The following is a 14,525-nucleotide window of genomic DNA, read 5'->3' as shown; positions in this document are numbered from 1 at the left end:
TCGTCAGCGTGGCCCGATTTGTGCCCTGCGAGCTTGCTTGCAGGGCTGACCAGACGGTCCGGGTTCTTCCCGTTTCGATTTTTTGGTCTGCCCTTCGTGGTGCCGCTAAGCTGATCCGTTGATCAGCCGGCGCGCCGTCAAAGTGCATCAGCTGGACTTTCCGGCAAGACCAGAGAAATCGACATGGCCTTGATCAGCCTCAAATCCCTCGGCGTCACCATGAGTGCGCCACTATTTTCCAATCTCGATCTCACCATCGGCGAGGGCGACCGGCTCGGCATCGTCGCGGCCAATGGCCGAGGCAAGTCCACCTTGCTCAAATGCTTGGCCGGCGAGTTCGAACCCACCTCCGGCGACATCACCCGCTCGCGCGGCCTGCGCGTCGGCCATGTCGAGCAATCTGTTCCCGAGGCGCTGCTCGATCGCAGCTTCCATGACGTCGTCGCCGATGCCTTGCCGGCGGAACAGCGCGACAGCGAGCTGTGGCGGGTCGACGTGGTGCTGGATTCGCTCGACGTGCCGGAAGACATGCGCGGCCGGCCGATGCGCGGCTTGAGCGGCGGCTGGCAGCGGCTGGCGCTGATCGCCCGCGTCTGGGTCGCCGATCCGGACGTGCTCCTGCTCGACGAGCCGACCAATCATCTCGACCTCGCCAGGATCAGCCAGTTGGAGGACTGGCTCAACGCGCTGCCGCGCGACGTGCCCGTGATCATCGCCAGCCATGACCGCGCGTTCCTCGACGCCACCACCAACCGCACGCTGTTCCTGCGTCCGGAGGACTCACCGGTGTTCGCTCTGCCCTATTCGCGTGCCAGGCAGGCGCTCGACGAGCTCGACGCCTCGACGGCGCGCAAGTTCGAGCGCGACATGAAGATTGCTCAGCAGTTGCGCAAGCAGGCCGCCAAGCTGAACAACATCGGCATCAATTCAGGCAGCGACCTGTTGACGGTGAAGACCAAGCAATTGAAGGAACGGGCCGAGAAGCTCGAGGATGCCGCAGTACAAGCTCATCGTGAGCGCTCGGCCGGCGCGATCAGGCTCGCCAACCGCGGCACCCACGCCAAGGTGCTGATCACGCTGGAGGACGCGGCGGTCGAAACGCCTGACGGCACGCTGCTGTTCAGGACCGGCAAGCGCCATATCTGCCAGGACGATCGCATCGTGCTGCTCGGCCGCAACGGCGTCGGCAAGACGCGCTTTATCGCCATGATCCGCAACGCCATTGCCGAACCGGGCTCGATCGCGAACATCAAGGTGACGCCGTCGACTGTGCTCGGCTACAGCGACCAGGCGCTGTCGGGCATCGATGGCGACGACACGCCGCTGGCGATGCTCTCGCGCCAGTTCGAGATCGGCGATCACCGCGCCCGTTCGCTGCTCGCCGGCGCCGGCGTTGCCGTCGAAATGCAGGAGCGGAAGATCGGCGTTCTGTCCGGCGGACAGAAGGCGAGGCTGATGATGCTGGTGCTCCGGCTGATCCATCCCAATTTCTATCTGCTCGACGAGCCGACCAACCATCTCGACATCGATGGCCAGGAAGCATTGGAGGACGAGTTGCTGAAGCATCAGGCAAGCTGTCTGCTTGCCTCGCACGACCGCTCCTTCATCCGCGCCGTCGGCAACCGCTTCTGGCTGATCGAGAAGCGACGGCTGACCGAAGTCGACGACCCGGAAGCGTTCTTCCGCTCCGTCGCCGAAACGCTGAACTGAGAGGCTATACACCCGCCGGGCCGTCACCGCCGGCCCGGCGATACTTTTCCATTTGCTAAAAAAGGAGCATCTTGAATTGCTCAGCCATGGAGGGAACGGGCCATGCGTGCGGTGGAAATCGTCAGCAATCTCTACAAAGCCTATGCGGACCGCGACATCGAGGGCGCCCTGGCGCGGTGCGCCGAGGATGTCGTGTTCCGCTGGATTGCCGATCCCCGGCAATCGCGTCATGCCGGCACCGCGCACGGCAAGCAGGAATTCCTCTCCAGGCTGCTGGCGCTCGACCATGACTTCGAATACCGCCACTTTGTCCCGGTCGAGATCATCGATGGTGGCGACAAGGTTGCCGCGCAGGTCGAGATACACATGACGCGCCGCACCACGGGCGAGGAGTTCATCATGCGCACCGCCAATTTCTGGACGGTGCGCGACGGCGAGATCATCGAGATGGTGGAATATTACGACACCGCGCTGGCGGCATCGGTGTTCTGAAAAAGATTGGAGCGATCTGTCGGATCGCCGATTGCCGCCTCGTCCTTGGGATGCCGACACGATGATGCCGGCATCAACCAGGGAGAATTATCATGTCGGTACTGTCGTCCATCGGCCGCCTCGCCAACCGGTATGCCGAGGCGCGCGCTCGTCACCGCAGCGAGCGCATCCTGCTGTCGCTGCCTGCGGAGCTGCGCAAGGACATCGGCTTTCCGGAGATTTTCGAAACGCGGGAAAGCCGCCGCGACACCACCTTCTCGGCGAAGGTGATATAAAATGATGCTTTCGATGCGATTGCCTTGCGGCCGCGGGGCTGCAAGGCGAGGCGCTTAAAAAGAATTTCTGGAGGTATGTAGGATCGCCGCCGCTTCGTCCGTCCTTGGGCCGCAAGCCAGGTCGAACCCCGTGAAGAGGAACACGAATATGAACGATCAGACCCCGCCCCGCGCCAAGGTTCTTGGCGGATTGACCCCCTACTTGCAGGTCGACGGCGCCATCAAGGCCGCCGAATTCTACAAGAAGGCCTTTGGCGCGGAGGAAGTGTTCGCCTATCCGCCGGACGATCAGGGCCGCACCATGCACATCCATCTCTACGTCAACGGCTCGACGCTGATGCTGGGCGATGCCTATCCGGAACACGGCCACCCGCACCAGGCGGCGCAAGGCTATACACTGCAGCTCCATCTCGGCAGCGACGACATCGATGCCTGGTGGAAGCGCGCGGTCGATGCCGGCTGCGAGGTCGTCACTCCGCTGCAGGTGATGTTCTGGGGCGACCGCTGGGGCCAGGTGAAGGACCCCTTCGGCATCGGCTGGGCGATGAACGCGCCGGTGAAGTGAGCCGTCCACCTCTCCCCCCTGTGGGAGAGGTCGGATTGCCCCGATTTGCTCTTCGCAAATCGGCTGGCAATCCGGGTGAGGGGTAGCTTGGCGCCAGGCTGGAGCACTCCTCATGCGTCTCGGCGCCGCGCGCCGATCCACCTTCTCCCGCATGGGAGAAGGGAAAGCCGCGCCCAACCAAGGAGTTTCATCATGTCCTATGTCGACGGTTTCGTGATTGCCGTGCCGAAGGCAAATCTCGATGACTACAAGAAGCTGGCCAACACCGCGGGCCCGATATGGATGGAGCACGGCGCGCTCTCCTATGTCGAATGCATCGGCGACGACGTGCCCTATGGCGAGCTGACCTCGTTCCCGCGTGCCGTGCAGGCGAAGGACGACGAGATCGTCATCTTCGCCTGGGTCGTCTACGAATCCAGACAGAGCCGCGACGCCGTCATGGCCAAGGTGATGGCCGATGAGCGTCTCAAGATGGACTGGTCCGCCATGCCGTTCGACGGCAAGCGCATGATCTTCGGCGGCTTCCAGCCATTTATCGAGCTGTAGGGGCACGGCCCTTCGCTTCGTCATCCTATGGCGAAGCAAGGAGCGAAGCGACGCGGCGCAGACCATAGGATCCATTCCGTTACCTATGAGTGTGTCACCGCGGTGCAGAACGATCTCTGTTCTGCGCCGCCTTACCCTTCGTCCGAGTCACGGAATGGATCCTCGGGTCTACGCGTCCGCTTCGCCCGTGGATGACGAAGGCGAGAAGCGGCATCAAACGGTGAAGCGCAGGGAACCGCCGTTCGCAGGCCGGCCTCACCTCGATATCAGCCCAGCTTGTCCAGCAGCGGCTTCAGCCTGTCCCCATACCGCTTCCACAGATCCACCGAGCCCTGATACATCGGCTGGCGCACCTGCGCCGCCGATGCCGTGCGGACCGGCCGGTCCGTCTCGTGGAAGGACAGGACCTTGTCGTCCCACGGCAGGCCGAGACACGCCATCAGCGCCCGCGTCTGCCCTTCCTGGTCGGACACGAAATCCTCATAGCGCACATCGTGCACGACGCCCGGCAGCACCTTGTGCCAATGCGCCATGATGTCGGTGTAAAGGTTATGGAAATCCGCGAGCTCGCCGAGATCGTAGCCATAGCGGTGGCTGTCGCCGCGGAAATGCACCTTGAAGATCGACAGGCAGGTGGCGGCCGCGTCGCGGGCGCAATGCACGATCTTGGCCTTCGGCAGCATCATGTGCAGGAAGCCGACCAGCATGAAGTTGCCCGGCATCTTGTCGGTGACATGGCGGTAGCCCGGATAGCGGCTATGCAGCATGTCGAGATACGCCTGGCCCGCCTCGGCGAAAGCCTTGTCGGGCATATCGGCGATCCCGGCGGGAAAGCCGCCCGGCATGCCCATCGGAAACTGCTTGCCGACGGCCGTCTTCAGGATGCTCAACTCGCCGGCGCCATAGACTTGCGGATGGCTGGCGATGATCTGCTCGACCAGCGTGGTGCCGGAACGCGGCATGCCGACGACGAAGATCGGCGTATCGTCCGAAATATCGCCTGTCCGGTGCTTTTCGAAGAAGGCCTTGTCGAAGGCCGCCTTCATCGCCTCGAATTCACCGCGCGTGCGGACCGGATCGTAGTCGATGCCCTGGCGGCGGATGGCATTGCCCTCGGCGAAATAGTCGAAGGCGCGGCCATAGTCCTTGAGGTCGTCATGGACCTTGCCGAGACCGAAGGAAAGCTGCATGCGCGCCAGGCTGCCCTGCGGCGCCTTGGCATGCTCGGCCTCCATGCCGGAAAGCTCCTTGTCGCGTTCGGTCTGGCGCTTGACCTGGGTCAAAAGCAGCCAGGCCTTGGCCATGCCGGGAACAACCGCCACCGCCTGTCGGGCAAGATCGGCGGCTTCGCCAAGCTTGCCCTTCTCCATCATGGCCACGCCCAGCCCGTAAAGCAGCTCGGCGTCCTTCGGCCGGATCGACAAGGATTCGCGGAACAGGGCGATCGCCTCATCCAGTCGCCCGGCCTCCTGCAGCGTTTCCGCAAGCCCGATGCGGGCGCGGACATGGAACGGGTTGCGGCCGATCGTGCCGCGATAGATCTCCTCGGCGGCGTCGAACTGGCCGAGCTGCTTCAGCGACGAGCCGAGATTGTCGCGCGCCGCCAGTTGGTCTGGCTTGATATCCACCGCGCCGCGAAAGAAATCGACCGCGGCGGCGACCCGACCGAGGTCGCGCATGACCGTGCCCATATTGTTGAGGAAGTCGGCATTCCCGGGCTGCAGCGTCACCGACTGTTCGATGAGCTCGAGCCCCTCCTCGCTGCGGCCGGTCTGGTGCAGCAGCAGTCCTAGGAAGTGCAAAGCGGCGGCATGCTTCGGCTGCTGCCCCAGGACCTGCCGATAGAGCGCCTCGGCTTCCTGACGGCGCCCGGCCTGGTGCAGTTGCAGCGCGCGCTGCACATAGGGATCGAGCGGGCTGGCCGTTCCCGGCTTGCCGCCCGCATTTGCCGCTCTTCTTTGATCTCTGTTAATGGGAAACCTGCCGTGTTCGTTGGTCCGCCGGACCTAAGCCATGCGGGCAAGAGATTCAAGGCCAAGCAACACCACGCGCGTTGCTGTGTCTACACCCGCCTGTTGAGACGGACACGGCGTTGCTTCTCAGCACGGCCCGTCGCCTACCACGCGGTAGTCCGCCGCGCGGGCCTCGCATGCATTCGGGAAGGTGCGCACTTGCCCTTGGCGCCTGGCGCAGACCGGGGCGTATTCGCGTGTGCAGAATGTCTGCTCGCCGCCACCCCCGTCGCGGCAAGGACCGTCACGCATGATGCGGTACCCTTCCCTTTCAGCCAGGCAGGCATTGGCGAAGGTCTGGCGGTCGCCGCCGCGCCGAGCGCAGACCGGCTGGTACTGCATGGTGCAGAGTTGCGGATGCGGCCTGGGCGGGCGCGGCCTGGGCCCATCGTCGACCACCACGGTACAGGCCGCGAGCAACGCCGCGAGAATGAAAATGACCGGGCCCTGCCGAGAGATCGCCACCAAGCGCATGTGTCCTCCTCCGTCCGGCGCCCCACGCCAACGCGCGATATCCTCGCATTCCCCGCGGCGAACGCAACCACCGTTTGTAGTGCCCGCCAGGCCCTTGGCCGGCAGCCTCGCTCTGGCCCATGCTTGGCTCCTCTCTGGCCGATGACCCATGCCGGCACGGGGTCTATCGAGGCCCAGCGTTGGACGCGCCGCAGGCCGCCCGCGACCGTCGTCTTGCAACCATCACGTTTCCGTGTAATAAATTTCCCCGTTCGGGCATTTGCGACCCGGAGAGCGGAACGTTTTGGACGACCTTTCCCCGATAAGTGTGAATCTCTGACAGCCCCGTTTTTCGGCGGGGGGTTTGACCATGCGCGAATGCATGACCGCCGAAGCAACCACCGGGATTTGCCCAAGGCGCGAGGCAGCGGGCAAACCACAAAGACTGACACGGGTGAAGGAGTTTCCCCAATGGCCCAGACCGGTACCGTAAAGTTCTTCAACGCCACCAAAGGCTTCGGCTTCATCACGCCGGACGGCGGCGCCAAGGACGTGTTCGTCCACATTTCCGCCATCGAGGCATCCGGCCTGCGCACGCTGGTCGACGGCCAGAAGGTCACCTTCGACGTCGAGCCGGACCGCATGGGCAAAGGCCCGAAGGCGGTCAACCTGCGCGCCGCCTGATCGGCGCGCAACCGCCTGTCCTTGCGGATGCAATGATGCGGCAGGATCATAAACGGGCTTTTGGACAGGCTCGAAATTGCGAAGGCGCGACCGAACCGTCGCGCCTTTTTTGCGCGCAAATCCTTGGATCGGCAGGCGAAAACTTTCTCTTGCCGATAGCGCTAAAATAAAGGACAAATTTCCTCTCGGGCAATTTGCCGGCCCGAGACTTGACTTGATGGGATCAAAGGAGTTTCCCATGCCGCAGACCGGCACCGTCAAATTCTTCAACCATGCCAAGGGCTTCGGCTTCATCACGCCCGACGATGGCGCGAAGGATGTCTTCGTCCACATTTCGGCTGTGCAGGCGTCGGGCCTTCCCGGTCTTGAGGATGGGCAGAAAGTGACATTCGACACCGAGCCGGACAAGCGCGGCAAGGGTCCGAAGGCCGTCAATCTGTCGATCGGCTAAGCCGGCTCACGACGGATCCGACGGAGGATTTTCAGGCGGGACCGCTCCCGCCCGGAAACGGGTTGTGCCCTGACTTTCGAAAAATAACTGGCCTCGAAAAAATCGATTACGCCGATTTCCGTTCAGCCTCCGTTCAGCCACGGTCTTCTATTAACCTTTGCTAAAGCCGGTTCGCATCCCGAAAATGCGCGGGCCGGCGCGAAGGAGACCGAAGATGAACCGTTTTCTCAAGACCGCCATCCTGACCGCAGGCATCGCCGCGACCACCCTGGCCACCTTCTCGGCGGCCAATGCCGATGACTGGCGCTGGCACCATCATCGCCATCATGGCGACGACGCTCTTGCTGCCGGCGTTGTCGGCCTCGCGGCCGGCGCCCTAATCGGCAGCGCGCTCAGCAACCCCGGGCCGCGCTATTACGAACCGGCCTATGGTGACGACTACTATGTCGCCCGGCCGGTGCGCCGCTACTACGTGCAGCCGCGCGTCGTCTATGCCGACCGCTATGCCGAGCCGTGGACCAGGGCCTGGTACGAATATTGCTCGGACCGCTATCGCACCTTCAATTCGCGGACCGGCACCTTCACCGGCAGCGACGGCGACCAGCATTTCTGCGTCGCCAATTAATATTTAGGGTTCCCTGCGCTAAGCAAAGCGCCGCCTCAAGCGGCGCTTTTTGTTTCTGGCCTGGCCACTCGCCACTGGGCAGGTTGTGCTGAGATTCGGGTCAGGCCGAGTCGAGAGCGGTAGGTTCCGAGAACCGGCCTACGCCGACCGTAGCCTTCATATAGCGGAGACACCTATGAGGGCTTCGGCCGGCGAAGGCCGGAGCGGAGCGTACTTTTGGGTACGTGAGCACCGGAAGCGCAGGAAACTGCCGCTCGCAGGCCGGCATCACCTGAATATCAGCATAACCTAGGTCAGGAACGGATTGCTCCGCCGCTCGTCGCCAAAGCGGCTGCCCGGGCCATGGCCGCAGATGAAGCCGATATCGTCGCCAAGCGGCAGCAGCTTGTCCTTGATCGAGGCGATCAGCGCGGCGTGGTCGCCGCCGGGCAGATCGGTGCGGCCGATTGAGCCGCGGAACAGCACGTCGCCGACATGCGCGAATTTGGCCGCGCGGTTGTAGTAGACGACATGGCCCGGCGCGTGCCCTGGGCAATGCAGCACTTCGAACACGTGATTGCCGAAGGACACCGTCTCGCCTTCGGTGAGGAAGCGGTCCGGCACGCAATTGCGCACCGGATCGGTCAGGCCGAAGCGCTTGGCCTGGTTCTCGAGATTGGCAAGCAGCGGCCTGTCGGCCTCGTGCGGGCCGATGATGTCGATGCCGAGCGCCTCTTTCAGTTCCATGGCGCCGCCGGCATGGTCGATATGGCCATGCGTGATCCAGATCGCGCCGGCCTTGATGGCATTGTCCTTCAGCGCCTTGAGCACCTGGTCAATATCGCCGCCGGGATCGACGACAACGCCGTTCTTGTCGTCCATGTCGAACAAAATGGTGCAGTTCTGCTGGAACGGCGTGACCGGCACGATGCCGGCATTGAGCTGACCCATGGCTTTCCTTTCTCGAAGCAATTCCAGGAAAAGGCTGAACCGCTCCTGTTATCGCCCTGATGTAGACAGGCGGGCAAACGCCGTCCACTGCCGGCCAGCGCAAATATCCTGGAAACGAAAATGGGCGGCCGAAGCCGCCCATCGGAAAACTGAAGCGAGAGGCCTTATTTCTTCATCGCGTTCATGACCGCGCCGATGATGCCGGTCAGGATGGCGCCGCCGCCGACGCCGCCGAGAAGGTTCTTCAGATCGAGCGCGCTGCCGATTCCGCCCGCCGCGGCCGCCGCGTCGACACCACCGCCGCCCAGCAGACTGCCAAGGATGGCCGCACCGCCGACGCCGCCGATCGCGCCACTGAGGATTTTGGTAAGCTGGCCCATCGCCGCCTGCTTCAGCGCCGCGCCAACCGCCTGGCCGCCGATAACGCCGGCAATTACCTGTACAACGATCTGAATAATCGTGTTGCTGTCCATGTAACTAGTCCCTCCATAGCCGCCTGCCTCCAAGGGCCGACGCCATCATGAGACGCCGAACCGTTCGAAAGTCAAATGCATGAAAGCTTAAATAAAAAGGGCGGCCCGAAAACCGCCCCTATTGCACAAAAAAGCTGTGACTATCGCTATTCTGCGGCGATCGCATGCTTTGGTTGCACTGCAGCAGAATAGTCGTTCATCAACGTCTTGGCGATCTCGCCAACCTCGAATCGGTATGGGCCGATCTCCGAAACCGGCGTCACCTCGGCCGCGGTACCGGTCAGGAAGCATTGCTCGAAACCTTCGAGCTCTTCCGGCATGATGGCGCGCTCGATCACTTCGAAGCCGCGGTCCTTGGCCAGGCCGATCACCGTGCGGCGGGTGATGCCGTCGAGAAAACAGTCGGGTGTCGGCGTATGGATCTTGCCGTCCTTGACGAAGAAGATGTTGGCGCCGGTGGCTTCCGCCACCTGGCCACGCCAGTCGAGCATCATGGCGTCGGCATAGCCCTTGGCCTCGGCGGCATGCTTGGACAGCGTGCAGATCATGTAGAGGCCGGCGGCCTTGGACTTGGACGGCGCGGTGCGCGGATCGGGCCGGCGCCATTCGGCGACATCGAGACGGATGCCCTTGAGTTTCTGCGCGGGGTCGAAATAGCTCGGCCACTGCCAGATGGCGATGGCGCAATTGATGCGATTGTTCTGCGCCGAGACGCCCATCTGCTCACTGCCGCGCCAGGCGATCGGGCGCACATAGGCATCCTGGAAGCCCTGCTTCTTCAAAAGCGTCCGGCAGGCCTCGTCGATCTCCGCGACCGGATAGGGGATCTTGAAGCCCAAGAGGCGTGCCGATTCATGCAGACGCTCATTATGCTCGGTCAGCTTGAAGATCTGGCCGCCATAGGCGCGCTCGCCCTCAAAGACGGCACTGGCATAGTGCAGGCCATGGGTCAGCACATGGATCTTGGCGTCGGCCCATTTGACGAACTCGCCGTTCATCCAGATGAAGCCGTCCAGTTGATCGAAGGGAACGGATGCCATGGAAACCTCCCGCGGGCGGGCGCCCGCAAATCGTTGTGTTTTATAGCCTTCATGCCGGCCCTGTCACAGGATCCGAAACGCTGGCCAGTGCTTGAAAGCGTAGGCGGATATTCAATTCGTGGCAAACTCAGGAAGTTCCGGAAAAACGGCTTCCTCTTGCCTTTTCGTTCGCAATCCGCCGAAAAGCTTGTCAAAAATTATCATTGCCCGGAAATTACGTCAATAGTACTGACATAATTCCCGCCTCGCATGGAGAAATGATGACGAGCCCCGCAGCCGGAAAACCGATCAGGACGGCGATCGCCGATGAGGACGGCATCGACTTCGCCATCATCGAACTGTTCTTCTTCGCCTATCGCGATTTCACCTCCGACCCGGACCAGATCCTTGCCGACTACGGCTTCGGCCGCGCCCATCACCGTGTGCTGCACTTCGTCAACCGCAGGCCGGGCCTGACCGTCGCCGAGCTGCTCGATGTGCTGAAGATCACCAAGCAGAGCCTTGCGCGGGTTTTGAAGCAGCTGATCGATACCGATCATATCGTCCAGGTGCAGGGGCCGCGCGACCGCCGGCAGCGCGAGCTCTACCCGACCGCCAAGGGCCGCGCGCTGGCCTTGGCGCTGGCGCGGCCACAGTCGCGCCGCATCCGTGCGGCATTGGAGGATTCCGGAGCCACCGAGCGCGCCACGATCGAGCGTTTCCTGGAAGCGATGGTCAATCCGGAACTAAGAGCGCAGATCGACATTGTGCCTGCGCAAACATCGGGGAAGAACCATGGAGACCATTGAGAAGGTCGATCATCCGGCCGCGCCCGACGATGACGCGCCGCATCTTCTTGTTGTCGATGACGACACGCGTATCCGCAACCTGCTCAAGCAGTATCTGTCCGAGAATGGATTTCGCGTCACCGTCGCCGGCAATTCCGGCGAGGCCAGGCGCAAGCTCGCCGGCCTCGACTTCGACCTACTGGTGCTCGATGTCATGATGCCTGGGGAAACCGGCGTCGACCTCACCAAGGCGCTGCGGGCCGAGAAGAATGTGCCGATCCTGATGCTGACGGCGCTGTCCGAGACCGACAGCCGTATCACCGGGCTGGAAGCCGGCGCCGATGATTACCTGCCGAAGCCGTTCGATCCGCGCGAGCTGATCCTGCGCATCAACAACATCCTGCGCCGAGGCGGCCCGGCTGCGACGCCGAAGGTGGAACAACTGGTTTTCGGGCCCTATACGTTCCAGATCGCCAAGCGCGAATTGAAGCGGGGCGGCGAGGCGCTTAAGCTGACGGACCGCGAGCAGGAGATCCTCGCGATCTTCGCCGCGCGAGCGGGCGAGACCATACCGCGCCATGAGCTGGTGGGCGATGAATCGGATGTCGGCGAGCGCACCATCGACGTGCAGATCAACCGGCTGCGCCGCAAGATCGAGCGCGATCCGTCCAATCCGGTGTGGCTGCAGACGGTGCGCGGTATTGGGTATCGGCTCAGCGTCGAATAAATTACCGTCGAAGGCCCTTTGCTGAACAGGCCATCGACGAGCGGAAGGGCGAATGGCGACCACGCAACTGGAACAGCCTGAAGGAGGCGGCCCCGGCGATCTCGCGCTGCGGACGCTGAGGGCGATGCCGCGCGCCTGGAACCGGTTCTGGCGCCTGGTCGCGCTCTATATGCCGAAGCGGCTCTACGCCCGCTCGCTGATCATCGTGATCGCGCCGATGATCCTGCTGCAGTCGGTGGTCGCCTTCGTCTTCATGGAGCGCCACTGGCAGACGGTCACCCAGCGTCTGTCGCAGGCGACGATCGCGGACATCGCCGCCATCATCGACATGATGGAGACCTACCCGCACGACGCCGACTACGCCAACATCATCCGCATCGCCCAGGACCGCATGCAGCTGAAGGTCGACCTTCTGCCGCCCGACCCGCTGCCCGCCCCCGGGCCGAAGCCATTCTTCTCGATCCTCGACACCGCGCTATCGTCGGAGATCACCAGGCAGATCAATCGCCCCTTCTGGATCGATACGGTCGGCAACTCCAATGTCGTCGAGGTCCGCGTCCAGCTGGAAGGCAAGGTGCTGCGCGTCTTCGTGCGGCGCAGCCAGGCCTATGCCTCCAACACGCACATCTTCCTGATCTGGATGGTCGGCACCTCGCTGGTGCTGCTGATGATCGCCGTTCCTTTCCTGCGCAACCAGATAAGGCCCATCCTGACGCTCGCTGAAGCCGCCGAGAGCTTTGGCAAGGGCCGGCCGATGCCGCGCGATTTCCGCCCGCGCGGCGCCGAGGAAGTCCGTCGCGCCGGCTTCGCCTTCATCCAGATGCGTGAGCGTATCGAACGCCAGATCGAGCAGCGCACCGCGATGCTGACCGGCGTCAGCCACGATCTCAGGACCATCCTTACCCGCTTCAAGCTGCAGCTCGCGCTGGCCGGCGGCAAGGCCGACACCAAGGCCGCGCTCAACCAGGACATCGACGACATGCAGTCGATGCTGGAAGGCTATCTCGCTTTTGCCCGCGGCGAGTCCGCGGAGGACGCCGGACGCTTCGACCTCGAAACCTATTTCCAGAAGCTCGGCGAGGAGGCGCAATTGCGTGGCTGCAAGCTCACGACGACGCTGACCGGCGACCCGACCGTGCATGTGCGGCCGAACGCCTTTGCGCGTTTGCTTTCGAACGTCATCGGCAATGCGTTCCGCTATGCCAAGGCCGTCGAGGTCCACGCCAACCACGGCCATGGCTCGCTCACCGTCACCATCGACGACAATGGGCCGGGCATCGCGCCCGACAAGCGTGAAGAGGTGTTCAAGCCATTCCTGCGACTGGACGAGGCGCGCAACCTGGACGCCAGCGGCACCGGACTTGGCCTGTCGATCGCCCGCGACATCGCCCGCAGCCATGGCGGCGACATCAGCCTCGAGGACAGCCCGCTCGGCGGCCTGCGAGCCGTGATCAAGGTGCCTGCGTAAGCAGAGCCAAGGCAGGCTTCATCCGCCCGTCATGAAATCATGGTGAAGAGCGCGCATGAAGCGCGCGACCCTTGTTGATTCGGCCCTGCCGCCCCGCTTCGATCCCGCCCCTGCCCGGGTGCGCTGGAGCGAGGCACGAGCTGCCGCCTGGCTGCCGTTCCGGCACCGCGCCGGCGCGCCCAGGAACTATTGCGGCAAAGGGCCGTCATGCGTATCGGGATCGCCACGCGTATCGGGATCGCCATGCGCATCCTGATGGTCACCGACGCTTGGCGGCCGCAGGTCAACGGCGTGGTGCACACGCTCGAACGCCTCACCGAGGCGCTGAAGCCCTTCGACGTCGAGCTCGACTTCCTGACGCCGAACCTCTTTCGCACCTTGCCGATGCCGACCTATCCCGACATCCGGCTGGCACTGACGACGCCGGGTCGTGTCGCTCGCCGGATCGAGGCCGCCAAGGCCGACCATATCCACATCGTCACCGAAGGTCCGCTGGGCATCATGGCGCGCCGCTACTGTCGCAAGGCCAGCCGCCCCTTCACCACCAGCTACCATACGCGCTTTCCCGAATATCTCAGCGCCCGCCTGCCGGTGCCGGAAAGCTGGGCCTACAACTGGCTGCGCGACTTCCACAACGCCGGACAGGGCACGCTTGTCGCCACGCAATCGCTGGCGGACGATCTCGCGGCGCGCGGCTTCAACAAGCTGAGGCCTTGGACGCGCGGCGTCGACACCGACCATTTCCGGCCCGACAAGCGCAAGGAAACCGGATTCCCGCGCCCGGTCTTCCTATGCGTCGGCCGCGTCGCGATCGAGAAGAACCTGACCGCCTTCCTCGATCTCGACCTGCCCGGCAGCAAGGTGATCGTCGGTGAAGGTCCAGAACTGGCAAAGCTCAAGGCGCGCTATCCCAATGCGCATTTTCTCGGCCACCGCCCGAACGACGAGCTGGCCGAGATCTACGCGTCGGCCGACGCCTTCGTCTTCCCGAGCCGCACCGACACGTTCGGCAACGTCATCATCGAGGCGCTGGCCAGCGGAACGCCGGTCGCCGCCTATCCGGTGACCGGACCGATCGACATTGTCGGCGACGGTGTCGGCGGGGCTGTGTCGAACGATCTGGGCGAGGCGGCGATGAAGGCGCTTCACGTCGATCGCGCCGAAGCGCGCCAACGCGCGATGCGCTACAGCTGGAAGGCCTGCGCCGAGATGTTCCTCGACGTGGTCGACGAAGCGCTGGGAAGGACGCGCAAGCTGGCCGCCTGATCCCTGACACCCGCAGAGCGTTGGGCTGCTGTCACCCAATT

17 protein-coding genes are annotated in these 14,525 nt (G+C 63.4%); 12 read left to right on the top strand and 5 right to left on the bottom strand.

The window, feature by feature from the left end; translation table 11 throughout:
* Positions 1-183 precede the first annotated feature (183 nt).
* The 5 genes from CK230_RS11780 (at position 184) to CK230_RS11760 (ending at position 3,588) form a co-directional block, all read left to right on the top strand.
* Positions 184-1,710 (top strand): ABC-F family ATP-binding cassette domain-containing protein, encoded by a 1,527-nt coding sequence (locus tag CK230_RS11780; RefSeq protein WP_095817315.1) that lies wholly within the window; start codon positions 184-186, stop codon positions 1,708-1,710.
* A gap of 102 nt (positions 1,711-1,812) precedes the next feature.
* Positions 1,813-2,202: a nuclear transport factor 2 family protein gene (locus CK230_RS11775; RefSeq protein WP_095817314.1), complete on the top strand. Its 390-nt coding sequence runs from the start codon at positions 1,813-1,815 to the stop codon at positions 2,200-2,202.
* Positions 2,203-2,294: 92 nt separating this feature from the next.
* Positions 2,295-2,477 carry a hypothetical protein gene (locus tag CK230_RS11770; protein ID WP_095817313.1) on the top strand — a complete coding sequence of 61 codons (183 nt, stop codon included), beginning with the start codon at positions 2,295-2,297 and terminating at the stop codon, positions 2,475-2,477.
* Positions 2,478-2,625: 148 nt separating this feature from the next.
* Positions 2,626-3,042 (top strand): glyoxalase/bleomycin resistance/extradiol dioxygenase family protein, encoded by a 417-nt coding sequence (locus CK230_RS11765; protein ID WP_095817312.1) that lies wholly within the window; start codon positions 2,626-2,628, stop codon positions 3,040-3,042.
* A gap of 192 nt (positions 3,043-3,234) precedes the next feature.
* Positions 3,235-3,588, top strand: a complete 354-nt coding sequence (locus CK230_RS11760) for a DUF1428 family protein (protein WP_042640215.1) — start codon at positions 3,235-3,237, stop codon at positions 3,586-3,588.
* 266 nt (positions 3,589-3,854) lie between these two features.
* Here the strand turns inward: CK230_RS11760 and CK230_RS11755 are convergent, their stop codons facing one another.
* Together CK230_RS11755 and CK230_RS11750 are read right to left on the bottom strand one after the other, a co-directional pair.
* A complete protein-coding gene (locus CK230_RS11755) occupies positions 3,855-5,489 on the bottom strand; it encodes a tetratricopeptide repeat-containing sulfotransferase family protein (RefSeq protein WP_095817311.1) in 1,635 nt (544 codons plus the stop codon).
* Positions 5,490-5,687: 198 nt separating this feature from the next.
* Positions 5,688-6,074, bottom strand: coding sequence for a Kazal-type serine protease inhibitor domain-containing protein (locus tag CK230_RS11750; protein WP_095817310.1), 387 nt, complete (start codon positions 6,072-6,074; stop codon positions 5,688-5,690).
* 450 nt (positions 6,075-6,524) lie between these two features.
* Between CK230_RS11750 and CK230_RS11745 the strand changes: the two genes are divergently transcribed.
* The 3 genes from CK230_RS11745 to CK230_RS11735 all read left to right on the top strand — a co-directional run bounded on the left by CK230_RS11745 (position 6,525) and on the right by CK230_RS11735 (position 7,813).
* On the top strand, positions 6,525-6,737 hold the full coding sequence (locus CK230_RS11745; RefSeq protein WP_006202520.1) for a cold-shock protein: 213 nt from the start codon (positions 6,525-6,527) through the stop codon (positions 6,735-6,737).
* A 238-nt stretch (positions 6,738-6,975) separates the two neighbouring features.
* Positions 6,976-7,188: a cold-shock protein gene (locus CK230_RS11740; RefSeq protein WP_006202521.1), complete on the top strand. Its 213-nt coding sequence runs from the start codon at positions 6,976-6,978 to the stop codon at positions 7,186-7,188.
* Between the two features lie 214 nt (positions 7,189-7,402).
* A complete protein-coding gene (locus CK230_RS11735) occupies positions 7,403-7,813 on the top strand; it encodes a BA14K family protein (RefSeq protein ID WP_095817309.1) in 411 nt (136 codons plus the stop codon).
* A gap of 288 nt (positions 7,814-8,101) precedes the next feature.
* On the opposite strand, the gene CK230_RS11730 is transcribed toward CK230_RS11735, so the two are convergent.
* The 3 genes from CK230_RS11730 to CK230_RS11720 all read right to left on the bottom strand — a co-directional run bounded on the left by CK230_RS11730 (position 8,102) and on the right by CK230_RS11720 (position 10,256).
* Entirely contained in the window at positions 8,102-8,743 is a 642-nt protein-coding gene (locus tag CK230_RS11730) for an MBL fold metallo-hydrolase (protein WP_095817308.1), read from the bottom strand.
* Between the two features lie 164 nt (positions 8,744-8,907).
* Positions 8,908-9,216 (bottom strand): hypothetical protein, encoded by a 309-nt coding sequence (locus CK230_RS11725; RefSeq protein WP_095817307.1) that lies wholly within the window; start codon positions 9,214-9,216, stop codon positions 8,908-8,910.
* Positions 9,217-9,362: 146 nt separating this feature from the next.
* Positions 9,363-10,256 (bottom strand): branched-chain amino acid aminotransferase, encoded by an 894-nt coding sequence (locus CK230_RS11720; RefSeq protein ID WP_095817306.1) that lies wholly within the window; start codon positions 10,254-10,256, stop codon positions 9,363-9,365.
* A gap of 260 nt (positions 10,257-10,516) precedes the next feature.
* Between CK230_RS11720 and CK230_RS11715 the strand changes: the two genes are divergently transcribed.
* From CK230_RS11715 to CK230_RS11700, 4 genes are all read left to right on the top strand, one after another.
* On the top strand, positions 10,517-11,044 hold the full coding sequence (locus CK230_RS11715; RefSeq protein ID WP_042647466.1) for a MarR family transcriptional regulator: 528 nt from the start codon (positions 10,517-10,519) through the stop codon (positions 11,042-11,044).
* Positions 11,031-11,750: a response regulator transcription factor gene (locus tag CK230_RS11710; RefSeq protein WP_040989639.1), complete on the top strand. Its 720-nt coding sequence runs from the start codon at positions 11,031-11,033 to the stop codon at positions 11,748-11,750. Before CK230_RS11715 ends, CK230_RS11710 begins: the two co-directional genes overlap by 14 nt.
* A 52-nt stretch (positions 11,751-11,802) precedes the next feature.
* Positions 11,803-13,218 (top strand): ATP-binding protein, encoded by a 1,416-nt coding sequence (locus tag CK230_RS11705; protein ID WP_095817304.1) that lies wholly within the window; start codon positions 11,803-11,805, stop codon positions 13,216-13,218.
* Between the two features lie 243 nt (positions 13,219-13,461).
* On the top strand, positions 13,462-14,484 hold the full coding sequence (locus CK230_RS11700; protein ID WP_095817506.1) for a glycosyltransferase family 1 protein: 1,023 nt from the start codon (positions 13,462-13,464) through the stop codon (positions 14,482-14,484).
* The last annotated feature ends 41 nt before the right edge of the window (positions 14,485-14,525 follow it).

Source organism: Mesorhizobium sp. WSM3859 (assembly GCF_002295065.1).
Taxonomy (GTDB): domain Bacteria; phylum Pseudomonadota; class Alphaproteobacteria; order Rhizobiales; family Rhizobiaceae; genus Mesorhizobium.
Note: the sequence above shows the minus strand (reverse complement) of the source record. Positions and strands in the feature narration are given on the sequence as shown.